We start from the raw sequence: 22,041 nt of genomic DNA, 5'->3' as shown, positions 1-22,041 counted from the left end.
CGTGAGCACGGCAGTAATATTTCACATGGCACTGGTGCTGCCAAGGGGCCGAACCTCAAAGGGAGTTGATCGCGGAGAGGGAAGGTCAGTCGCGGCGGTTGTGCGTGCCGGGGGTGTAGCCGAAGGCGCGGCGGAACACGTCGATGAAGGCGCTGGTGGACGACCATCCGCAGCGGTGCGCGACCGTGGTGACCGGCGTGCCGTCGGCCAGCATGCGCAGGGCGTGGTAGAGGCGGAGCTGAGTGCGCCACTGGGGGAAGGTCATGCCGAGTTCGCGGCGGAAGAGGCGGCTGAGGGTGCGCTCGGCCGCCCCGGCCACGGCGGCGAGTCCGGCGAGGCCGCGAGGGTCCGCCGGGTCGGCGTGCAGCAGGGCGCAGACCGCGGCGAGGCGGGGGTCCGTGGGGGTGGGCAACTGGATGGGCTGCTGCGGTGACGCGCGCAGTTGGTCGAGCAGCACCGCGCGCAGACGCCGCCGCTCAGGTGTCTGCTCGTGCGGCGCCCGCGTGCAGGCGAGGATCAGTTCGCGCAGCAACGGGCTTACGGCGAGGACGGTCGGGACGTCGAGTCCGAGCGGGTTCGTGCCGGCGGGCAGGCCGAGCAGGTGCAGGGCCAAGTGGCCGTGGGCGCGGTGGGCGTGGACGCATCCGGCGGGGACCCAGATGGCGCGGGTGCCGGGGGCGAACCACGTGCCGGCTTCGGTGGTGACGGCCACGACGCCGGAACCGGCGTAGATGATCTGGTGGTCGTCGTGGCGGTGTGCGTCGATGCGCTCGCCGGGGGCCAGGGCCTGGGTGCGGGTGGGTGCCTCGGGGGTGTGGCGGATATCCGGCATGGATTGGCACTTTATCGGAAGCGCGCCAACGGGGGGCGCGGCGACGATGGGGCGGTGTCAGCGAAGCAGCAGCCCTCACGTACGCGGCAGAGTTCCTCCGGCGAGACCGCCTCCCGCGAGACCGCCTCCGGCGAAACCCCCTTCGACCAGAGTTCCTCCGTGAAGCCCGCCCCTGCCCCGACCCCACCCCCAAAACCTGTCCCTCGCCCCCGTCGCCGCCCCCTCACCCTCCTGACCCTCGGGCACGCCTGCGTCGACGTCTATCAGGGAGCCGTCGCCGCACTCGTCCCCTTCTTCGTCTCCGAGCGTGCCTATACGTACGCCGCCGCGTCCGGCATCGTGCTCGCCGCGTCCCTGCTCTCCTCCGTGGTGCAGCCGCTGTTCGGGGCGCTCACCGACAAGTGGGCGATGCCGTGGCTGCTGCCGGTGAGCACATTGGTGGGCGGGGTCGGGGTCGCCCTCGCCGGGGTCAGCGGCAACTACGTACTGACTCTTCTCGTCGTCGCCGTGTCCGGCATCGGCGTCGCCGCATACCACCCGGAGGCCGCGCGCGTGGCACGGCAGGCGAGCCGCGGCAGCCACACCGCCATGAGCTGGTTCTCCCTCGGCGGCAATCTCGGCTTCGCGACCGCGCCCCTGCTGACCGCCGCCATCGTCGCCACGGGCGGCCTGCGCGCCTCGCCGCTCCTCGTGGTCCCCGCCCTCGCCGGGGCGGCGCTGTGCGTGGCCGCGCTGCGGGGCATCAGAGCCGCCGAGGCATCCGAGGCCGCCGAGGCCGCGTCCGGGAGCGTGGCTTCGAGCCCCGTCGCCGCCGAGGACGACTGGCCGTCCTTCCTGAGACTGTCCGGCGCCATCATCTGCCGCTCGATCGTCTTCACCGGACTGAGCACGTTCATCGCGTTGTACGTGCGTCAGCGCACCGGCGGCGGAGAAGTCGCGGGGACCATCGCCCTGTTCGTGCTCTACCTCGGCGGTGCGGTCGGCACATTGGCGGGCGGAAGGCTCGCCGCCCGCCATGGGCGCCTCCCGGTGGTGCGGTGGTCGTACGCCCTGACGGTCCTCGCGGTGGCGGGCGTCGTCCTCGCCCCCGCGCCGACGCTCCTCGCCTTCGTCGCGCTCACCTCGGTCGGCCTGTACGTGCCGTTCTCCCTGCACATCACCCTCGGCCAGGACTATCTGCCCCATCGCATGGGCACCGCGAGTGGGGTCACGCTGGGCCTGACGGTGAGCGTCGGCGGCCTCGCGAGCCCGCTCGTCGGCGCCCTCGCCGACGCCGCCTCCCTGCGGACCGCCCTGGCGCCGCTGATCGCGCTGCCCGCCCTCGGCTGGCTCCTTCTGCGCGCCTTGCGTGAGCCCGGGGCGGAAGCCCTGCCCCGTCCCTGAGCCCGGGGTCCCTGAGCCCGGGGGAGCCCATGGAGGTTCTTGGCTCCTGAGGGGTTGTCAGTGCAATTTCACATTACTACGTTACGCATCACATGACGCACCGGCCGTCCAAGCAAGTGCCGTTTCACGTAAGTCAGTTGGTGGTCGACGCGTCAATCCCCCACCTCCCACAGAGGAGCCAGCGGTGTCCCGACTACGTCCACGAACCCTGCGCAGATCCGTGCTCGCCGGCGCGACAGCGGCGACCCTCTGCCTCACGGCCGCCCCTCTCGTCCAAGCAGCCGAGCCCGCCTCCGCCCCCGCGGCAGATCGCCGCACCGCCGCGGTGAAGGCGCCCGCCGAGCCCAACCCCTTGGACCTGGTCGACCGCCGGGCGAACGCCCCCAAGCCGAGCGCCTACAAGGTCCCGGCGCCCGGCGGACTCAAAGGAGGCGGCACCCCGGGTGCCCGCAACCGCACCCCCAAGCCGAAGGCGTACTCCACGGCCGTCCCCGAGGCCGCCCCCTGCACCCTCGACGGCATAACCGGCCTGGCCCCCGAGCGGTTCGCCGACTTCCTCGCCGATCCGGCCGTCACCGCCGACGGCTGTCTGCGCACGCTCATCTGGACCTGGGACCGACGGCTCGCCCCCGTCATGTCGGACGCCCACGTCCAGGCGGTCTCCGGCCGGATCACCCGGCTCGCCGCCGCCCACGACGGCAAGAACGGCAGCAACCTCCTGGAGATGCTCACGTATCTCCACGCCGTCGCCTACCAGGACTTCTCACACGACGAGATCGACGTCACCGACGGTCCGACGGTCGACGCCATGCGCCGCGCCGTCGCCGCCTTCGGCACGGCCCCTCGTACCTTCGACGCGACCCGGACCAACGCCGAGTCCCTGCGCGAAGCCCTCTACGCGGCCAGCGCCCCCGGTCTGCGCCAGCACCAAATCGCGCTGGTCAAGCGCGTGCTGACCACCATGGACGCCGCGCACCCCGACACGGCGAAGGACGCCTCCTGGGCCGGGTCCGCGCTCGCCGCGCTCTCCCTGAACTATCTCGGCGTGTACCCCGGCAACCAGGACACAGCCTTCCACGCGGCGGTCAAGGCCGACGCCTCCTACCGCGCCGCCTTCAAGGCCTTCGCCGGCCACACCCACCTCAAGGGCACGGACAACGTCTGGGTGGTGCGCGACGCGCTCGGTGAGTACGGCAGGTTCGGCCAGATCGACGGGCTCCGGAGCGAGATCGTCGCCGGTCTCGGCGGCCTCGTCGGCGTCACGGTCGCCAACTTCGGTGAGGGCAGCGCCCCTTGGGCCAGGGTCGCCACCTGGCTGAACGAGTTCGACGCCTGCGCGCCGTACAAGGTCTGCAAGGCGGACATCGAGCGCCGCCTCTTCCCGGGCACCTTCACGTACGACAAGGGCGGGATGAAGGTACGCACCGCCCTCGACCGGAAGACGGTCGACCAGCTCTACTACGCGAGCAAGCAGGTCAAGGCGCAGTTCCACCGCGTCGTCGGCACACAGGAGCCGCTCGCGGGGGATCCGAACACCGGGCTGACGACGGTTCTTTACGCCTCACGCGCCGACTACGAGAACTACCATCCGCTGCTCACCGGGATGGACACGGACAACGGCGGCGTCTACATCGAGCGCGGCGCGACCTTCTACACCTACCAGCGGCGCGTCCCGCAGGATTCGACGCTGACGCTGGAGGAGCTATTCCGCCACGAGTACACGCACTACCTCAACGGCCGCTGGGCGGTGCCCGGCTTCTTCGGAGAGGGCCCCTGGTACGAGGGCGACCGGACCACGGCGATGGACGAGGGAACCGCCGAGTTCTTCGACGGCGCCACCCGCGACGACGGCATCAAGGTCCGCAAGTCGCTGGTCCAGGGTGTCATCGACGACACGGCGAACGGCGGCCCCAGGATGAGCGTCGACCAGATCCTGCACGCCACGTACGACGGGGACGGCTTCCGCTTCTATGACTACGCGGGCACGTTCTTCGAGTTCCTGTGGGCCGAACGCCCGGCGCTGGTCAAGGAGATGTACGGCCGTCTGCGCGCCGACGACCCGGCGGGCTTCGACGCCTGGCGCGACCGGCTCGGCAAGGACGGCGGGCTGCAGAGCGCGTACGACGCCTTCCTCGACAAGCAGATCGCGCACGTCGACGACCTGTTCGTCCCCGACACGACGTACGTCCCGGTCGACCAGTTGCGCGACACCTCGGCCACCCAGGTCCGGGACTCCTTCAAGGCGACGACGGGCATCACGCCCCAATGCCGCTCGAACGGCGCCGCGGAGCGCCCGCGCTACATCTGCGCGGGCCGCGTCACCGCCAACCTGAGCGCGGCCGGTGACCCCGACGCGGTCTTCAAGGACATGTCGGAGACCGTGGACTACTACCTGCTCGACCGGTCCGAGGCGGGCCACAACAACCTGGCCGACATGAACTGCTCGTTCGGCGAGGTGGACATCTGGCCCAACGGCCGCGCGGGCAGCGCGGACTTCGACTGCGAGGGCCCGCTGAGGGGCTGAGCCACGGACAAGGAGCAGGTGGTACAAGGGTCAGCTGGTGGCCCCCACCAGCAGCTCCGCCGCAGCGATGCCCGACACGCGGGTCGCGCCGTGCGTGATCAGATGGGCGGCCCCGAGCGTGTCACCCGCGGGGACGCCCATCTCGACGACCAGGGCATCGGGGCGGCTGCGCAGGAGGCGGGTCAGGGTGTCCCTCATCCAGCGGTGGCGGGCCGCGTCGCGGACCACGACCACCAGGGCGCGGCCCACCGCCGGGATCAGGGCCTCGCGGTCGAGGAGGTCGGCGGAGTAGGGCAGTTCGGGCTCCGTGAGGCGGACCGAGGTCGTGCCGGGGCGCAGGTCGCGCAGGGGGTCGGCGACGCCCCAGGGGGTGCGGCCGTCGACGGCGAGGTTCATCGTGGGGGAGAGCTCCACGACATGCGGCGCCCCGGCGAGCGGGAGCGCCGTGCCGGAACCGTGCCGCACACGGACCGCGCGGCGCGCCGCGACCAGGCCGATGTCGGAGTCGCGCGCGGCCCGCGCCACGGCCCGGGACCGCTCGCCGGACCAGGCCGCGAAGTCACGTACGCGGGTGCTCGCCTCCGTCAGGCGCTCCTCGGGGAGCGTGCCGTCGAGCACGGCCTTCACCAGGGCCGTGCAGAGCAGGTCGACCGTGGCCTCCCCGGCGCTCTCGCCGCCCACGCACACCGCGTCCACACCGCCCGCGACCGCGCGGACGGTGGCGCCGTCGATGCCGTAGCGGTCGGTGACGGCGCCCATCTCGATGCCGTCGGTGACCAGCAGCCCGTCGAAGCCCAGGTCCCCGCGGAGCAGGCCCACCAGGATGGGGTGGCTGAGCGTCGCGGGCAGAACGGGGTCGTACGCGGGGGCCAGCAGATGGGCGGTCATCACCGCGCGGGCGCCCGCCTCCATCGCCGCGATGAACGGCGGCAGCGCGGTGAGCGCGATCTCCTCCGCGGAGCCCCGCACCTGCGGCAGACCGTAGTGCGAGTCGACGACCGTGTCGCCGTGGCCGGGGAAGTGCTTGGCGCAGGCGGCGACGCCGGCCCCTTGCAGGCCGCGGATCCAGGCGGCCGTGTGGCGGGAGACGAGGTCGGTGCGGGCGCCGAAGGAGCGTACGCCGATCACCGGGTTGAGGGGGTTGGAGTTCACGTCGGCGCTGGGCGCGAAGTTCAGCGAGATGCCGGCGGCGTGCAGGTCACGGCCGATGTCGTGGGCCACGCGCTCGGTCAGGTCGATGTCGTCGACCGCGCCGAGGGCGAGGTTGCCGGGGCGGGACGACCCGGTCCACGCTTCCAGGCGCGTCACGTCACCCGCCTCCTCGTCGATGGCGACGATCAGGTCCGGGTTCTCCGCGCGCAGGGAGGCGGTGAGCCGCGCGACCTGTTCGGGGGTCTCGATGTTCCGCGCGAACAGCACGACGGAGCCCAGGCCCTCGGAGATCCTGCGGCGCACCCAGTCGGGGGCCGTGGTGCCCTCGAAGCCGGGCTGCAACACGGAGTTGGCCAGGTGCTCCAGAGTCGGGTCACTGCTCGGTGCCATGGCGCGACCTCCGAAGATGCGGGTACGTGATGCGTGATGCGTGGGACGTGACTCGTGGGACGGAGCGTGTTGAACGAGACTCCTGCTGATTGGTCCAGGCCAATCGGATAGTGGATATTGGCTCGTATCGATCGGGACTGTCAAGGAGTCGGAACCGGCCGAGACGGGCGAATCCCACATGCTTTACGTGGAGTTGGGGAATCCTGGTGACTTCCGCTGATTACTTGACCGTTCGATCGCTGATCGCTGGATCGCAACCGGTGAGGGAAGAGGGCCATGCGCAGGTACGAGCTCGTCGGCAGGCGCGACATCAGGCTGGTCACCGATGTGGCGGTGCCGGAACCGGGGCCGCTGGAAGTCCTCGTCCGGGTGCGTGCCTGCACGGTCTGCAACCGCAGCGACCTCGCCTACTTCCACTACCACGGACTGCGCGAGCACTGCTCCCAGGGCTGTTTCGGTCACGAGATCGCCGGGGTCGTCGAGGCGGCCGGCGCCGGCGTGAGCCGGGTCGTCCCCGGGCAGCGAGTCTTCGTGCGGACACCGCTCACCACCGGGTACGCCGACTTCGCGCTGGCCCGCGAGATCGCGGTCGGCGTGCTGCCCGACGCCGTGCCCTACGAGCAGGGCGCGATCCTGCAACTGCTGCCGCTGGCCGTGCACGCCACCCGCGGCGTCCGGCTCGGCGACCGCGTCGCGATCGTCGGCCAGGGACCCGTCGGGCAGATGGCGCTGCGCGTGGCGGTGGCGCGCGGCGCCGCCGAGGTCGTCGCCGTCGACCTCGACGACTGGCGCCTTGAGCGGTCGTCCGCCGCGGGCGCCGACGCGGTGCGCCGCGTGGACGGCGGCCGGGAGCAACTAGCGTCCACCGGCGCCGACTTCGACGTGGCCGTGGACGCTGTCGGCACCCCCACCACCCTCAACGCCTGCGTCGGGCTCGTACGCCAGAACGGCCTCGTCGTCCTCCTCGGCACCCACCACGTCGACACCCACGTCACCGTCGACCTCGTCACCTGGGAGCGCAAGGGCCTGCGGGTGCACAGCTCCGCCGAGCCCCTGGACACCGCACGCGCCGAGGCCCTCGCCACCGCCGAACGCCTCGCCCACCGCCGCACCGACGCCCTGCGCCTGCCCGACCTCCACACGCACACCTACCCCCTCGACGAGCTTCCGAAGGCCATGGAGCAGCTCTCCGCGAGCCGCGCCCTGTACCCGGACGCCGAGCACGCCCCCTACGACGGGCCGCCGCACGAGACGCTGAAGGTGGCGATCGTCCCCTGAGCCCCTCCATGGGCCCGAGCCGGGCGGGCGCCGCGTGAGATGGGGCATCGCCGGATACGGCGACATCGTGACGCGCCGCGCGCTGCCCGCCCTGCGCGCGCTCGGCGAGGAACCGGTCGCGCTCTGGGGCCGCGACCCGGCCCGCGCGGCGCGCGTCGCCCGGCAGTACGCCGTCGCCCGGTCCGGCGCCGACCCGGGAGCGCTGTTCGCGGGCGTCGACGCCGTGTACGTCGCCACCCCCGTAGCGGGCCATGTGCCGCTCGCTCGGGCCGTCCTGGACGCCGGAATCCCGGTCCTCGTCGAGAAGCCGCTCGCCGGGGGCCTCGGCACGGGCGGCACGCTGGACACGGCCGGGCGGTGCGCCGGCGTCGCGTACTACCGCAGGCTCGCGCCCGCCGTACGACGCCTGCGCACGCAGCTCGCCGGGTGGACGCCCGAGCGGGTGGAGGTGCGGTTCCGGTGCGCCTTCGAGCCGGGCCCCGACGACCCGATGCGATGGCGCACCGACCCCGCCGTGTCGGGCGGCGGAGTGCTCGCCGACGCCGGCAGTCACCGGATCGACCTGCTGCTCCACCTCTTCGGACGCCCGTACGAGATGACGGCCCGGCTCGGGGGCCGCTTCCCCGAAGGGGCGGAACGGACGGCCGAACTCACCCTGCGCTGGCGGTCCGGGCTCCTGGCGCACTGCCTCATGGAGTGGGGCGAAGGCCCGCCGGTGGACCGCGTCGAGCTGACCGGAGGCGGCCGCGCCGTGACGCTCGACCCACTCGACGCGGGAAGGATCGCCGAGCCGACCGGGGCGCCGTCGCTCCTCCTGCCCCCGGCGGCCAACCCGCACCAGCCCCTGTTCGCCGACTTCGCGGTGGCCGTCAGGACCGGCGGGACGCCCGTGTGCCCGGTGGCCGAGGCCCGCCTCGTCGACGACGTGATCGTGGCCGCGGAACGCTCGGACGCGTCGGGCGGCAAGCCGGTCCCGCTCCAGGACTGAACCCCGAGGCGCACGGGACCTCACGCCCCGTCGTCCGCCGACCAGGTCCGCAGCCAGCGTGGATCGGGCGTGTCGTCGGAACGTACGAAGCGGGCGTCGACGGAGAGCCGCATCGCGTCCGTCGTGGTGTCCAGGGACGCGTGGATGATGTGCGGCAGGTGCACCATCACATCGCCCGCCGCGAAGTCCGCCCACAGCCAGCGGCGGCCGAGCGTACGGGCGGTCAGCTCCAGGTCGTGACAGATCTGGCGGCGCTCGCCGGGCCGGTCGGTGGCGTCGCGCAGCGGCGCGTACTCCTCGGGCGCCAGCCGGTGGGAGCCCTCCAGATACACGAGCGCGCCGGTCGGCGGCGGGCAGTCGCCCACGGGTATCCACAAGGTGACGACGCTCGGCGAGCCCTGGTCCATGTAGTCGAAGTCGACATGGGCGCGCGAGGCCCGGCGCGTGCCCCGGTGGAAGTGGCGCAGGATGCGGCGCGGCAGCATCCGCGCCGGGGAGTCGAGAAGTTGGGAGGCGAGCACGGCCAGCGCCGGGTCGCTCACGAACCGGTCGAAGGGCGCGGAGCGCACGAACGCGTACGCGGGATGCCCGGCGACTCCGTACTCCGGGATCTCGGCGGGCACCTCACCGGAGAAGACTCCCTCCTCGGGATCGCTGCCCGCCGCGAGCAGACCCGGCGGGAAGAGCGAGAAGTACCGGCCGCGCAGCCGCATCACCCGCGCCCGGTCGAGCAGCCCCGGCAGATACAGATAGCCGTCGGCGTGCAGCCGTGCGCGCAGCGCGGCCGGGTCCCTCGGCGACAGCAGGTCCCCGCTGGGGCGCAGCGGGCAGAAGAGCTTCGTGGTGAAGGGGACGGGCACGCCGTTCGACGACAACTTCACGCTGTACGAGTTCCCGCTGGACGAGTTCGCGTTGTACGGGTGCGCAGTGTACGAGTTCACGGTGTGTGTCCTTCGGGTCGGTCAGTAGACGCCTTCCACCGCCTCGGCGGAGCCCTCGCCGTCCTCCGGGGAGTCCCGGAAGGGCCGCACGGCGGCCACCCCGTCCCAGGGGAACCACGGGTGCGGCCCGGTCCTCACCGCACTGTCCCGCTCCAGGAGGTTCGGCAGGAAGAGGTCTTCGAGGAGGGTCGTGACCCGTACGCGGCCACGCCGGCCGACGGCGACCTCGCGCCACGGGTCGGCGGGGTCGACGACCTTCAACACCGCGAAGGGCGGCGGGAGATGGTACGAGTGCCCGGCACCGTCCGGCACGCCGGGCGCCGCTTCCACCGCCGCGCCCGCCACCGCGTCGGCCTGTAGGGCGTGCCCGACCAGCGTGTTGCCGTAGGTGTCGATCCACTGCACGCCCGCCAGGTGCTCCTCCCGCAGGAACTGTGCCTCGGCGGCGGTGCAGGAGGTCCCGCCCGTGCACACCGCGCGGATGCCGTACGCGTGCAGGGGGCGCGGCAGCCGCATCGCCAGCTCCAGGAGAAGCCGCGAGGTGGTGAAGAGCAGCGAGGGGCGCTCGACGGCCAGCAGGGTCAGGGTCTGGTCGATCAGGTGCGCCGTGTACGCGTCCGCCTCGCCGCCCGAGCGCAGCGCCGCCTTCACCCAGCGCGGGTCGAAGTCGATGGCGTGCACGGCACCGCGCCAGCTGTCCGCGAGCCCCTCCACGAAGTGCCCGTACGCGTGCGGGCCGCTCGGCGTCATGGCGAGCACGTCGCCACCGGCCACGCCGCGCGCCTCCAGCACGGTGCGGTAGATCTCCACGTCGTACGCGAGACGTGTGACGTTGACGATCCGGCAGGGCGTGCCGGTGGTGCCGCCGGTCTCGAAGACGCGGAAGGGCCGGCCGTGGTACCCGCGGGGGAGCAGGTCGCGGGCGTGCGTGGCGCGCAGTTCCGCCTTGTCGAAGAGGCCGAAGAGTTCCAGCGCGGCGAAGCCGTCCACGTCCTTGACGGGGTCGAAGCCGAGGCCCTCGCGCCGGGCGGCCCAGAAGGGGCTCGCCGTCCGCGGGCCGAAGTGCCAGCGCATCATCCGGCGCGTCCAGGTGTCGAGGTCGACGCCCAGCTCGGGGACGCGCTCGCGCAGGGTGTCGGTCAGCGTGCCGAAGGCTGTCGCCATGCGGGGCCTCACTTCACTGGGCGGTACACGAACAGGGAATCGGCGGTGATGGCCCGCACGGCGTCGGGGGCCGCGTGGAGGACGGCGGCGAACGGGAAGGGCACCTCGTGACCGACCAGGGGATGACCCTCGTACGCCTGGAGCAGCACCAGGCGGGGCAGTACGCAGGGGGCTCCGTCGACGAGGGCGACCGGGTCCCGGCGGGTGAGCATGCGGTCGCCCGGACGCACGCCGTCGTGGACGGAGCGCAGCGCACGGTGTGCCGCTTCCGGCTCGCGGAAGACCGTGAGCGGCCAATCCGTGTCGGTCGGATCCGGAGGGATGGCGTCGAGCGCGGTGGCGAGTGAGGACGCCAGCGCCGAACTCTGCGCTCGGTCCGTGCAGACGATGGTGCGTACGTTGCTGCAGAAGCGCCCGGAGTCGGCCGCGACCAGGGGCAGCAGCCACGCCACGGCCTCGTCGACCGGCATCCCGGCGGGCACCAGGGCGCAGCCGCGTCCGGGGCCGTGCAGGGTGAGCGCCGGTGCCTCGCGGACCGACGCGGCGAGACCGGTGCCGCCGTAGACGACCCGCCGGTCGGCGCGCTTCAACAGGCCGTGCAGCCCGCGCTGGTCGGTCGGGTAGAGGCCGATGCGGGCGGCGGGCCAGCCGACGGCGAGCAGGGCGGCGACGAGCCGGGCCGCGGAGAGCGGCTCGCGTCGGCTCGGACGCACCCAGACGGCCCCCGAGCGCTCGGCCTCCGCGAGGACGGAGTCGAGGCAGGTGAAGGTGTTGCCGGGCAGCGCTACGAGGGACAAGTCGTCGTCGGGTGACGGCGCCTCGCCCCTCTTCAGCGGACTCGCGCTCTTCCGCAGGCCGTCGCCGAGCATCGCGCACCACCGGTCCACCAGTGGCCCGGGCAGTCCGGCCGTGTCCCACAGTGCCGCGCGGAAGCCGTCTGCGTCCTGCTCGCCGAGGCCACCGACCGTGACGCTGCCCCGGCCGAACAAGTCGACGGCCGCGAGCAGCAGTTCACGGCGTCCGGTGAGCGGGGGCAGCCCGGGGCGCGTGGTCTGCCACCACCCGCGGTCGGCGTGGGCGACGATCTCCGGGACCAGCGCCAGGCCGTACGCGGACCTCGCGCCGGACTCCGCGTCGGACTCCGCGCCGGGGAGCGCGGCGGTGTCCAGCGACGTCCGCCACTCGCCCCTGCGGAACGAGGCGACCACCGCGGTCACGACAGCTCGCCGCGGAGGGCGGCGACCACCCGCACCTGCTCGGCCTCCGTGAGCGACGGGTACAGCGGCAGGGCGACATGGTGACGGGCGAACCAGCGGCCCCGCGCGAATGGGCCATCACTGTGGGCCTGTTGACGGCCGGTGATGAAGTACGGGTGATCGCACAGCAGATGGTCGTAGACCTCACCGGCCAGCGCCACCCCGTGCCGCTCCCGCAGCCGCTTCCTCAGGAGCGGGCGGTCGAGCGGCCCTTCGGGATCGGGATAGGCGAGGTACTTGTAGAAGTTGCTGTCCGACCCGGCGGGCACGGCGTGCGGCCGTATGCCGGGGAGGTCGGCGAGCAACGCGTCGTAGCGCGTGGCGAGTTCACGGCGTACCGACAGGGTGTGCGCGAAGCGCTCCAGGTCCACCGTGCCCACGGCCGCGTGGAGTTCGCTCATCCGCCAGTTGCCGCCGGGGCGGTCGTGCAGCGTGGAACCCTGGGCGCTCTTGCCGTGGTCGCGCCAGCGCCGCACCTGCTCAAGGTCGTCCGGCAGCGCGGCGGAGAGCAGCCCGCCCTCGGCGCTGACCGCGACCTTCGTGGGGAAGAACGAGAAGGCGCCGAACCGGCCGAAGCCGCCCGCCGGACGCCCGTCGAGCGTGGCGCCGAAGGCGTGGGCGGCGTCCTCCACCACGGGGATGCCGCGCTCCCGGCAGTGCGCGAGGACCTCATCCAGCGCTGGCGACACGATGCCGCCGATGTGCACCGGCAGCACGGCGGCCGTGTCGGGACACCGGTCCAGGGCCGCACGCAGGGCGTCCGGGTCCATGCCGAGCCCGTCGAGTTCGATGTCGACGAAGCGCACGGTCGCCTGGGCGCGCACCGCGGCAGCGGCGGTAGCGAAGAACGTGTTGACGGGCACGAGCACGGTGCGGCCCGCCACGCCGATGATCCGCAGCGCGATCTCCAGGGCCGCCGAACCGGACGCGACGGCGGCCGTCTCCGTGCCGGTCCAGGCGCGGGAGAGCTCCTCGAAGCGTGCCACCTGCGGGCCTTGTGTGAGGACGCCCGAGGCGAGCGCGGCATCGACACGGTCGAGCACGGTGCGCCGGTCGGCGACCTCGAAGTGAATGCGCTGGGCCGGGACTTCACCGGGAGCGGTGTGCTTGGCGGACAGGGCTCGGGTGAAGAAGTCCGCCGCGTGGCCGACGTGCGTGCCGTGCCCCATGGGCAGCTCGTGGATCTCCAAAGAGGACTTGAAAGAGGGCCCGAAAGAGGGCTCGGGAGGGGGCTCGACCGTCCCGTACGCCGCACGGACCCTGTCCGCCGCCGCTCGGGCGTCGGCCGGTTCCAGGTAGGAGTCGGCCGTGCCGTACTGGAGCTGGAGAGGGGCCGGGGCGAGTGCCCCGTACAGGTCGGCCAGGTCGGCGTACTCCAGGATGCCGGGGAGCACCGCACCCTCGTGGCCCGTCAACAGCCGCTCATACAGGGCCGGGTAGCTGCCGAGGTGGCTCGCCGCGCAGAGCGGGAGGCCCGGTCGGGGGGCGAGCAGCGCGGTGTGCAGGGCGACCGCCGCGCCGAGGCTGTGCCCGAACAGGCCGACGCGGTCGGGGTCGACGAGCGGATGCGCCGCGAGGACGTCGAGCGCGCCCAGGGCGTCGCCGACCAGCGCGCCGAGCAGGGAGCGGCCGGTGAGCGCGAACGCGTGGGCCAGCAGAGCCCCTTCGTCACGCCCGGCCCTGCGGTCCTCGTCGAGGCCGCCGCCGATGCCGTGGTCGAAGGAGAGCGTGACGAAGCCCGCCCGCGCCAGCTGCTCGGCGACATTGCGGTCGGGGTGGTCCGGGGGTTCGGCGCCGGTGAGCTGGCCGAGGCGCGCGTTCTTGCCGCCGAGGACCAGGACGGCCGGGCCGGGCGCGGCGCCGGGCGGTGCGAGCAGGGTGCCGTGGAAGGAGCCGCGTACGGGCGAGTCGAGTACCAGCTGCTCGCGGTGCAGCCCGTCCCGCACCGCCTTTCTGGCGTCGGTGACGACGAGAGGCGCTCGCTCGACACGGGCCAGCCGCTCGACGAGGGAGCGCAGGTGCTGTGAATGGGCCAAGTGGGCGTCTGTGCCGTCGAAGGTCGTGCGTCGCTGGGCCGGCTCGGCGGCGAGGAGCCGGTGGACGTGACGGAGCTGCATGCGCGCTCAGACGAAATCGCCGTGCAGAGTGCTCGGCACTTCGAGCGCGTACGCGTCCAGGGCCTCGTCCAGTTTGATCTGGCCGCGTTTGAGGAGTTCCAGGAGTTCGTTCTGGGGGCGGTAGAAACATGATTTGCACAGGTCGGTCCTGCGCGGGTTGGACGCCTCCCATTCGGCGCGCGGGCCGCCTTCGAGCACCTCGGCGTATCCCTGTTCGATGACATTGCCGATGAGATAGCGGCTGTTGAGATGCACCTGGGGGCACGGATAGAGATTTCCGTCGGCGCCGACCGCCGTGACGAAACGGCTGTAGTGGCAGCGCTCGAAGTCGCCCTCGACCTCCTCGACCTGGTCCATCGGGCCGCGGTCCAGCTTGGGCACCGACACTTCGAAGGCGTCGGTGGAGAGTGCGGCGGCCCTGGTGAGGGAGTCGGAGATCTCCGGCATCACCGATTCGATGGTCTCGTGACCGAGTGCGCTGTAGAACTCCGGTTCGAAACGCACGTAATGGGCGCCGGATTCCCGGGCGATATGGGCCGCTTCCATGATCTCCCGGTAATTCTGCAGGGTGATCACGTAGTTGAAGCCGATGCGGAAGTCGGGGTCGACGGCGTTCTCCCTGAGCCTGCCGACCGACCCGATGAACTGCGAGAACGTCTGCTCGCGGTCACGGGTGATGTCGTCGAACGTCGCCTCCGTGCCCGCGTTCAGGCCGATGCGGACCCAGGTGTGGGTCTCGGCGACGCAGGCGGCGACCTTCGGGCGGCCGAGCCGCGAACCGTTGGTGATCAGCCCGATCCGCAGCCCTGCCGCGTGCCCGGCCCGGCAGATGTCGCTGTACCCGGGGTGGATGGTGCACTCGCCGCTGCCGCAGAAGGTCACGGCACGGCCGTCGTTCTCGGCGAACTCGCGCAGCAGGGTGACCGCCTTGTCGGTGGCGATCGAGTCCTTGAACGAGAACAGGTCGTAGAACTGCTCTTCGTTGGGCGAGTGGAAGTTGCAGAAATTGCACCGCATATTGCAGGCGCCCATGATGCCGATCCGCATATGGACGGGCTTGATCTCCTGGTCCGCAACGAACCGCCGCAGCAAGTCGCCGTGGGCGAGGACCTTCTGTGGTGAGTGCGCCTGATCGAGACTGACGATCGGCAGTCCTTCGCGGTTTTGGGGGGCTGCCATTTTGATGTCGCCGGCACCGGGTGTGCTGTTCACGAACCCCCCACGCATGCTTGGTGTGCGTTTACGCTGTTCGAGACTCCTTGCGACATTAGGGAGCGCCACCGGGGCTGTCAATGGGTCTAGACAACGGGTCTGGACAACGCGGTAGCTAGGCGGAGGCCGTGCCCGGATTCGTCAGGAACTCGGCGATGGAGGCCGAAAGGGCTTCCCTGTCGAGGCCGAGACCGGTGAGCGGGCCCTGGCCGTCCTCGAATTCGATCAGCGCCAACAGGATGTGCTCGGTCCCGACGTGGTTGTGGCCGAGGCGCAGCGCCTCACGGAACGTCAATTCGAGTACCTTGCGGGCCTCCGCGTCGTACGGCACCAGCTCGGGCACCGCGGCGGCCGTCTCCGGCAGCGCGTCCAGGGCCACCCGGCGGACGTCCTCCAGGGAGACGCCCTGCGCGGTGATCGCCTTGGCGGCGAGGCCGTCCGGCTCGCTCAGCAGGCCCAGGATCAGATGCTCGGTGCGGATCTCGTCGTGGTGGGCCGCCTTGGCCTCGTTGTGCGCGGCCATCGCGACGTTCCTGGCGCGCGGCGTGAAGCGGCTGAAGCCCTGGCTGGGGTCGAGGTCGCCCGACTCGCCCGGCTTCTTGGGCACGAACCGCTTCTGGGCGGCCTGCCGGGTGACGCCCATGCTCTTGCCGATGTCGGTCCAGGAGGCGCCGGAGCGGCGTGCCTGGTCCACGAAGTGGCCGATGAGGTGGTCGGCGACGTCGCCGAGGTGGTCGGCGGCGATGACCGCGTCGGAGAGCTGGTCGAGGGCGTCCGTGTGGACCTTCTTGATGGCTTCGATGAGGTCGTCGAGTCGGACGGTGGGCGGGGGTGTGGTGCTGCCGTCTGTGTTCGTCATGTGACAACCGTAGGTTGACAGTTGGGGACCGTCAACCCTTGGTTGACATCGTGGTCGAGTCGAACGGTACGAAGGTCGCCGCCGGGGCCCTCGGCCCTGCCCCGCGCGCCCCGCGCCCCCGTACAGGCGCCGCCCACACTCGAACACCCCGCACTGTGGTGCCCGCGACCATGGGAGGACCCCGCCCCGCCTCTCTAGCGTTCCAGGCATGACGAGCGAACCCCCCGGCCCCGACGGCTCCCCGGCCGCACGCGCCGCGCACCCGCACCCGCACTCGCGTACCGGCGCCGTGGACCTCAGCGGACGCACCGTCCTGGTGACCGGCGGCGGCAGCGGTATCGGCCGGGCCTGTGCCGAGGCGTTCGCCGCCGCGGGTGGGCTGGTCCATGTCGCCGACGTCGACGCGGAAGCGGCCAAGGCCGTCGCGGATGCCATCGGCGGGGTGGCGCACGCCGTGGACCTCACCGACGCCGATGCCCTCCGCGCGCTGCCCGCCGCCGTCGACATCCTGGTCAACAGCGCGGGGACCCAGCACGTCGCGCCCATCGAGGACTTCCCGCCCGCCCGCTTCGAACTGATCCAGCGGCTGATGGTCACCGCGCCCTTCCTGCTCCTCAGGCACTGCCTGCCGCACATGTACCGGCGGGGCTGGGGCCGCGTGGTGAACATCTCCAGCGTGCACGGGCTGCGGGCCAGCCCCTTCAAGTCCGCGTACGTCGCCGCCAAGCACGGCCTGGAGGGGCTGAGCAAGGTCGCCGCCCTCGAAGGCGCCGCGCACGGCGTGACCTCCAACTGCGTCAACCCCGGTTATGTGCGTACGCCGTTGGTCGAGGGGCAGATCGCCGACCAGGCGGCCCTGCACGGCATCGCGCCCGAGGACGTCGTCACGGACGTCCTGCTCGGCCGTTCCGCGATCAAGCGGCTCATCGAACCCGCCGAGGTCGCCGCCGTCACCGTCTGGCTCTGCGGGCCGCACACCGGCTACCTCACCGGCGCCTCGCTTCCCGTCGACGGCGGCTGGGGAGCGAGTTGACCACCGCGGGCCGCCCGAGGAAAACCCTGGGTCCGGGCCCCGCCCTCGTTGGTTGAACGGCGGAACCACCGCCTCATCGCGCCCCTGTCCGTGAATCCACGCCCCATCCGCCCCGCCCGACCCGCCGGCCCACGACGCCCACCGCGGACCCCACCCCGGTACCCCAGGGTTTTCACGGTCGCACCCTGGCCCGTACGGGGCCATGGTGGTTCCACGGTCGCGGAGCCGCGGCGGGCCCGGAACACCGGTTACGGGGAAGCAGGACCGGTGGTCGGACGTACTACGGGGGTGTACGTCTGGACGGGCCGCCCGGCGACGGGGGGCGACCGCCGCGAGGCGGGGGAGGGGGTGCCGGGCAAGGCACCCCCGCTCGGGGCGCGCGGCATGGCCGACCCGGCAGGACCCGACCTGACCCGGCCCGGACCGTCAGACCGTCGAGGCCTCCGACGCCTGCGCCAGCAGCCGCACGAGCTGCGCCCTGCGGTGCACCCCGTCGAGCTTGCGGTAGATGTTGCTCAGATGGAACTCGACCGTCTTGACGCTGAGGAAGAGCCGCTCCGCCACCTCGTGGTTGGTCAGACCCCGGCCCACCACCAGCGCGACCTGCATCTCCTGCGGCGTCAGCCGCTCCAACGGAGCCCGCTCCGGGCGCACTTCCGTGCCGCCCGCCGCGTGCAGCTCGGCGGCCACCCGCGCCGCCCACCCCGTCGCGCCGAGCCGCTCGAACGTGGCGAGGGCGCGCTCCAGAAGGCGACGGGCCTCGCTGCGCCTGCCCTGTCTGCGCAGCTGCTCGCCCCACGCGAACTCGGTGCGCCCCCGCTCGAAGGGCACCGGACGCTCGGCGAGCAGCGCGAGGGAGCGCCGCATGTGCTGCTCGGCGTCGTCCGGTTCGAGCAGGCCCCGGCAGCGCGCCGCGGCCCCCGCGGTGACCGGACGGTGCCCGCGCCCCGCCTCGTACTCCAGAACGTCGAGCACCTCACGCGCCTCGGGGGTCATGTGCAGATGGACGTACGCGTCCGCCAGGTCCGCGGCCCACGTCAGATAAAGGCCGTCGCCCCTGCCGTGCGTCCGGGAGAAGGCCCGTACCTCCTCCAGGCGGTGCACCGCCTCCTCGAAGCGGCCGAGGCCCAGCTCCAGGAGGCCGAGCGCGCCGCGCGCCCGCGCCGCGTCCATCGGCAGCTCGGTGGAGGCGGCCCACTCCATGGCCTGTGCCGCGTGCCGCCGGCAGTCCGCCTCGCGGTTGAGCGCGGCCTCGGTCCTTGCCAGGGAGGCCAGGCCGCGCGGCACCTCGATCAGCCGCCCGGTGGCCTCGGCGAGCCGCACGGCCTCGTCGGCGTGCGCCAGCGAGGGGCTCCAGCGGCCCCGCCAGAACTCCACCACGGACAGCGTGCACAGCAGATGGGAGAGGAGCCCCACCGCGCTGGAGCCGCGCGCGGTGTACGCGGCGCGGTCGAGCAGCCCATGCGCCTCGTCGAGTTCCTCCGCCGCGAGATGGCAGAGACCGCCGACGCCCGAGAGCGGGTAGGGGAAGGCCGGATCGGGTGAGGCCAAGGGCCCCGCCAGCTCGCGCAGGAGCGAGCGGCCCGCGTCCGCGTCGCCGCCGAGCAGCAGCACCAGGGTGCGCAGGAGCCGCACCGGCAGCAGCGTCTGGTGGGCGGAGTCGGCCAGCTCCATCGCCGCCGCCGAGCTGCCCCGGGCCGCGGTGAGGTCGCCGACCGCCAGCTCGGTGAGCGCGATGCCTCCATGCATCACCGCGGCGAGCGCCGGGTCGACCTTCTCCGCCTCGTCGACCGCCGCCCGCAGCAGCTCCCGCGACCGGGTCGGCTGCCCGCGCTGCACATCGAGGTAGCAGCGCAGCTGGCGGATGTCGAGCCGCGTGCCGAGCTGTTCGGCGTGCTCCAGGGCACGGTCCAGGATCGCGGCGGCCTCGTCGAGGGACCCCGCGGCCTGTGAGGCGCGGGCCGCGCACAGCAGCCGCTCCGCCTTGCGCTGCCCGGCCGGCGTGAACCGCGCGGCACGCTCGTACAGCCGGGAGGCCAGGGGGTACGCGAGGGTGTCGGGCGCGCCGGACGCGGCGTTCTCCAGGAGCGAGGCCACGTGCTCGTCCGGCTCCGCGCCGGAGGCGGCCAGATGCCACGCGTACTGCTCGAGGGCGGGCGCGGTGGCGCCTTGGAGGGAGCGGGCGATGGCGTGGTGGGCCCGCCGTCTGCGCACGGGCGTCGCGCCGTGGTAGACCGCCGAGCGGACCAGCGGGTGCCGGAAGGCGTACCCGTCCTGCTCCTCGACGACCAGGCCCGCCGCCTCGGCCGCCTCGAGCGATTCGTAGCTGAGTCCGTGGGCCCGCAGCGCCGCCTCGGTGCCCGCCAGCGGCCGGGTGCCGAGGACCGCGAGGAGCAGCATCGCGTCCTGTGCCTCCTGGGGCAGCCGGGCCACGGCGCTGCCGAAGGTGTGCGCGAGCAGCTCCCCGATGGGCAGGGGCGCTCCGGCGTCGGCGTCGTCGCCGCCCGCGCCGCTCCCGGCGAGCAGGGCGGGCAGTTCGATGAGCGCGAGGGGGTTGCCGCGCGCCTCCGCGAGCAGCCGGGCCGCCTCCCGCTCGGTCAGTTCGGCGGTGCCCTCCTCGGCGATCAGGCGGTGCGCGGACTCGGCGTCGAGCCCGCCGAGGGTCATGGTCTCGACGGAGGCGAGCCGGGACGCCGCTTCCTCCAGTTCGTCGCGCGAGGTGAACAGCACGACGACGCCCTCGCGGCCGAGCCTGCGGGTGGCGAAGGCGAGGGCGTCCAGGGAGTACGGGTCGAGCCACTGCGTGTCGTCGACGGTGACCAGGACCGGGCCCTCCTCGGCGAGCGCGCCGAGCAGGCTGAGCGTGCCCGCGGCCACCGCGAAGCGGTCCTGGGCGACGGCGGGCCCGAGCGCCAGGGCCCCGGTGAGGGCGGCGGCCTGGCGCTCCGGGATGCGGTCGAGGAAGTGCAGCACGGGCCGCAGCAGATCGGCGAGGCCCACATAGGGCAGGTCCGACTCGACCTCGACGCCGCGCGTGCCGAGCCGCAGCAGGTCGTCGGCCTGCTCGACCACGTAGGTGAGGAGGCTGGTCTTGCCGATCCCGGCCTCCCCGCGGATGAGCAGGGCGCCGCTCTCGCCCCCGCGTGCCTTGTCGATGAGAGCGAGAAGACGTGCGCATTCCAAGGAACGCCCCAGGAGCATGCGTTCAGCGTACCGGCGGTACATGACTTCGCGGAGGCGCCGAACGGGACGTATCTCTCTCAAGGCGGGACCCAACTCACCAAAGGCCGCGCGGACTTGGCTCTGTCTTCCGTCAGGTCCTGCCGCTACCCTCCGCGCATGATTCCCACGGTGGTCTGGGGCACCGGCAATGTCGGCCGCGCGGCCGTCCGTGCCGTCGAGGCCCATCCGGCGCTGACGCTCACGGCCGTGCTCGTGCACAGTCCGGAGAAGGTCGGCCGTGACGCGGGGGAACTCGCGGGCTTCGGGAGGGCGTTGGGCCTCGCGGCGACGGACGACGTCGACGCGGTCCTCGCCGCCGGGCCACGGGCCGTCGTCTACGCCGCCTCCGGCGACCTGCGCCCCGACGACGCCCTCCACGACGTCGTCAAGGCCGTCCGGGCGGGCGCCGTGGTCGTCACGCCCGCCCTGTACCCGCTCTACGACCGGCGCGGCGCGCCGCCGGAGTTCAGGGACCCGGTCCTCGCCGCCGTCGCGGAGGGCGGCGGCTCACTCTTCGCCTCGGGCGTGGACCCGGGCTGGGGCAACGACGTACTGCCCCTGCTGATCAGCGGACTCGGCACCACCATCGACGCGATCCGCTGCCAGGAGATCTTCGACTACACCACGTACGACCAAGAAAACTCGGTCCGCCAACTGATCGGCATGGGCCAACCGTTGGAGTACGAGCCGCCGATGCTGGCGCCGTCGGTCCCGACGATGGTGTGGGGCGGCCAGATCCGCCTGATGGCGAGGGCGCTCGGCGTGCGACTGGACGAGATCCGCGAGACGTCGGACCGGCGCGCGCTCGACGCGACGGTGCGCACCCGGACGATGGGGGAGTTCGCCCGGGGCACCCAGGGCGCCGTCCGCTTCGAGGTGCGGGGCATCGTCGAGGGCGAACCCCGTATCGTCATCGAGCACGTCACCCGCATCCACCCGTCCTGCGCGCCGGACTGGCCGCTCCCGCCCGGCGGCGGCGACGGCGCCCACCGCGTGATCGTCGAGGGCCGTCCCCGTATCGAGGTCACGGTCGAGGCCACGGACGAGGACGAGAACCGCTCGGCGGGCGGCAACGCCACCGCCGTCGGCCGTCTGGTCAACGCCATCGACTGGCTCGTGGACGCCGGACCCGGCCTCTACGACGCGCTCGACGTCCCGCTGCGCCCGGCGGCGGGCCGCCTCGGAAGGAAGTGACCCATGGGTGGACCCCCGCGCATCGACATCCCCGAGGGGCAGGACGCGATCCCGTACGTATGGGGCGAGATGGTCCCCGAGATCGGCACGGCCGCGTCGAACTTCTCGCTCGCGGTCTACGCCCATACGACCTTGGGCCTGCGCGAGTTCGAGGCGGCGCGGCTGCGCGTCGCGCAGATCAACGGCTGCGCCTTCTGTCTGGACTGGCGCACCGAGCGCGACGGGGACAAGGTCGAGGAGGGGTTCGCCGACGCGGTGACCCGGTGGCGCACCACCGACGCCTTCGACGACCGCACGAGGCTGGCCGCGGAGTACGCCGAGCGGTACGCCCTGGACCACCACCACCTCGACGACGAGTTCTGGACGCGGATGACCGCGCACTACAGCCAGGCCCAGATCGTGGAGCTGAGCATGAGCATCGGGTCGTGGCTGGCGTTCGGCCGGCTCAATCATGTGCTCGGCCTCGACACGGTCTGCGTACTGCCCAAGCCATGAC

16 protein-coding genes are annotated in these 22,041 nt (G+C 72.6%); 7 read left to right on the top strand and 9 right to left on the bottom strand.

What is annotated here, in order from left to right; all coding sequences use genetic code 11:
* Positions 1-85 precede the first annotated feature (85 nt).
* Positions 86-832 carry an AraC family transcriptional regulator gene (locus tag ACWDZ7_RS04375; RefSeq protein ID WP_451794690.1) on the bottom strand — a complete coding sequence of 249 codons (747 nt, stop codon included), beginning with the start codon at positions 830-832 and terminating at the stop codon, positions 86-88.
* A 231-nt stretch (positions 833-1,063) separates the two neighbouring features.
* Between ACWDZ7_RS04375 and ACWDZ7_RS04370 the strand changes: the two genes are divergently transcribed.
* Together ACWDZ7_RS04370 and ACWDZ7_RS04365 are read left to right on the top strand one after the other, a co-directional pair.
* Positions 1,064-2,215, top strand: a complete 1,152-nt coding sequence (locus ACWDZ7_RS04370) for an MFS transporter (RefSeq protein ID WP_451794788.1) — start codon at positions 1,064-1,066, stop codon at positions 2,213-2,215.
* A gap of 184 nt (positions 2,216-2,399) precedes the next feature.
* Positions 2,400-4,739: a collagenase gene (locus tag ACWDZ7_RS04365; RefSeq protein ID WP_451794688.1), complete on the top strand. Its 2,340-nt coding sequence runs from the start codon at positions 2,400-2,402 to the stop codon at positions 4,737-4,739.
* Between the two features lie 30 nt (positions 4,740-4,769).
* Here the strand turns inward: ACWDZ7_RS04365 and ACWDZ7_RS04360 are convergent, their stop codons facing one another.
* Positions 4,770-6,281 (bottom strand): glycoside hydrolase family 3 protein, encoded by a 1,512-nt coding sequence (locus ACWDZ7_RS04360; protein ID WP_451794687.1) that lies wholly within the window; start codon positions 6,279-6,281, stop codon positions 4,770-4,772.
* Between the two features lie 276 nt (positions 6,282-6,557).
* On the opposite strand from ACWDZ7_RS04360, the gene ACWDZ7_RS04355 reads away from it, so the two are divergent.
* Both ACWDZ7_RS04355 and ACWDZ7_RS04350 read left to right on the top strand, forming a co-directional pair.
* The gene (locus ACWDZ7_RS04355) at positions 6,558-7,559 is read left to right on the top strand and encodes a zinc-dependent alcohol dehydrogenase (protein WP_451794685.1); all 1,002 of its coding nucleotides are present in this window, start codon (positions 6,558-6,560) and stop codon (positions 7,557-7,559) included.
* Positions 7,560-7,593: 34 nt separating this feature from the next.
* Positions 7,594-8,547, top strand: a complete 954-nt coding sequence (locus ACWDZ7_RS04350) for a Gfo/Idh/MocA family protein (RefSeq protein ID WP_451794683.1) — start codon at positions 7,594-7,596, stop codon at positions 8,545-8,547.
* 20 nt (positions 8,548-8,567) lie between these two features.
* Here the strand turns inward: ACWDZ7_RS04350 and ACWDZ7_RS04345 are convergent, their stop codons facing one another.
* The 6 genes from ACWDZ7_RS04345 to ACWDZ7_RS04320 form a co-directional block, all read right to left on the bottom strand.
* A complete protein-coding gene (locus ACWDZ7_RS04345; RefSeq protein ID WP_451794681.1) occupies positions 8,568-9,488 on the bottom strand; it encodes a phytanoyl-CoA dioxygenase family protein in 921 nt (306 codons plus the stop codon).
* 21 nt (positions 9,489-9,509) lie between these two features.
* Positions 9,510-10,652, bottom strand: coding sequence for a hypothetical protein (locus ACWDZ7_RS04340; protein ID WP_451794680.1), 1,143 nt, complete (start codon positions 10,650-10,652; stop codon positions 9,510-9,512).
* Positions 10,653-10,660: 8 nt separating this feature from the next.
* Entirely contained in the window at positions 10,661-11,869 is a 1,209-nt protein-coding gene (locus ACWDZ7_RS04335) for a hypothetical protein (RefSeq protein ID WP_451794678.1), read from the bottom strand.
* Positions 11,866-14,025, bottom strand: coding sequence for a DegT/DnrJ/EryC1/StrS family aminotransferase (locus tag ACWDZ7_RS04330; protein WP_451794676.1), 2,160 nt, complete (start codon positions 14,023-14,025; stop codon positions 11,866-11,868). Before ACWDZ7_RS04330 ends, ACWDZ7_RS04335 begins: the two co-directional genes overlap by 4 nt.
* Before the next feature lie 6 nt (positions 14,026-14,031).
* Entirely contained in the window at positions 14,032-15,237 is a 1,206-nt protein-coding gene (locus ACWDZ7_RS04325) for a radical SAM protein (RefSeq protein ID WP_451794674.1), read from the bottom strand.
* A 115-nt stretch (positions 15,238-15,352) separates the two neighbouring features.
* The gene (locus ACWDZ7_RS04320; RefSeq protein ID WP_451794672.1) at positions 15,353-16,096 is read right to left on the bottom strand and encodes a Clp protease N-terminal domain-containing protein; all 744 of its coding nucleotides are present in this window, start codon (positions 16,094-16,096) and stop codon (positions 15,353-15,355) included.
* A 289-nt stretch (positions 16,097-16,385) separates the two neighbouring features.
* Between ACWDZ7_RS04320 and ACWDZ7_RS04315 the strand changes: the two genes are divergently transcribed.
* Positions 16,386-17,129: a 3-hydroxybutyrate dehydrogenase gene (locus ACWDZ7_RS04315; protein ID WP_451794786.1), complete on the top strand. Its 744-nt coding sequence runs from the start codon at positions 16,386-16,388 to the stop codon at positions 17,127-17,129.
* Positions 17,130-17,555: 426 nt separating this feature from the next.
* Here the strand turns inward: ACWDZ7_RS04315 and ACWDZ7_RS04310 are convergent, their stop codons facing one another.
* Entirely contained in the window at positions 17,556-20,330 is a 2,775-nt protein-coding gene (locus ACWDZ7_RS04310) for a helix-turn-helix transcriptional regulator (RefSeq protein ID WP_451794670.1), read from the bottom strand.
* Between the two features lie 138 nt (positions 20,331-20,468).
* Between ACWDZ7_RS04310 and ACWDZ7_RS04305 the strand changes: the two genes are divergently transcribed.
* A complete protein-coding gene (locus tag ACWDZ7_RS04305) occupies positions 20,469-21,545 on the top strand; it encodes an NAD(P)H-dependent amine dehydrogenase family protein (RefSeq protein ID WP_451794669.1) in 1,077 nt (358 codons plus the stop codon).
* A gap of 3 nt (positions 21,546-21,548) precedes the next feature.
* Positions 21,549-22,040 (top strand): carboxymuconolactone decarboxylase family protein, encoded by a 492-nt coding sequence (locus ACWDZ7_RS04300; protein ID WP_451794667.1) that lies wholly within the window; start codon positions 21,549-21,551, stop codon positions 22,038-22,040.
* Position 22,041 lies beyond the last annotated feature (1 nt).

The organism is Streptomyces sp. NPDC003032, from assembly GCF_053591415.1.
The sequence above is the reverse complement of the archived record's forward strand: the minus strand, read 5'-3'. Positions and strand labels throughout refer to the sequence as shown.

Bases quoted from the DNA above. Each gene is read 5' to 3' on its own strand.
- ACWDZ7_RS04360 (WP_451794687.1), bottom strand. From the start codon at position 6,281: ATGGCACCGAGCAGTGACCCGACTCTGGAGCACCTGGCCAACTCCGTG.
- ACWDZ7_RS04355 (WP_451794685.1), top strand. From the start codon at position 6,558: ATGCGCAGGTACGAGCTCGTCGGCAGGCGCGACATCAGGCTGGTCACC.
- ACWDZ7_RS04300 (WP_451794667.1), top strand. From the start codon at position 21,549: ATGGGTGGACCCCCGCGCATCGACATCCCCGAGGGGCAGGACGCGATC.
- ACWDZ7_RS04305 (WP_451794669.1), top strand. From the start codon at position 20,469: ATGATTCCCACGGTGGTCTGGGGCACCGGCAATGTCGGCCGCGCGGCC.
- ACWDZ7_RS04330 (WP_451794676.1), bottom strand. From the start codon at position 14,025: ATGCAGCTCCGTCACGTCCACCGGCTCCTCGCCGCCGAGCCGGCCCAG.
- ACWDZ7_RS04340 (WP_451794680.1), bottom strand. From the start codon at position 10,652: ATGGCGACAGCCTTCGGCACGCTGACCGACACCCTGCGCGAGCGCGTC.
- ACWDZ7_RS04320 (WP_451794672.1), bottom strand. From the start codon at position 16,096: ATGACGAACACAGACGGCAGCACCACACCCCCGCCCACCGTCCGACTC.
- ACWDZ7_RS04310 (WP_451794670.1), bottom strand. From the start codon at position 20,330: ATGCTCCTGGGGCGTTCCTTGGAATGCGCACGTCTTCTCGCTCTCATC.
- ACWDZ7_RS04375 (WP_451794690.1), bottom strand. From the start codon at position 832: ATGCCGGATATCCGCCACACCCCCGAGGCACCCACCCGCACCCAGGCC.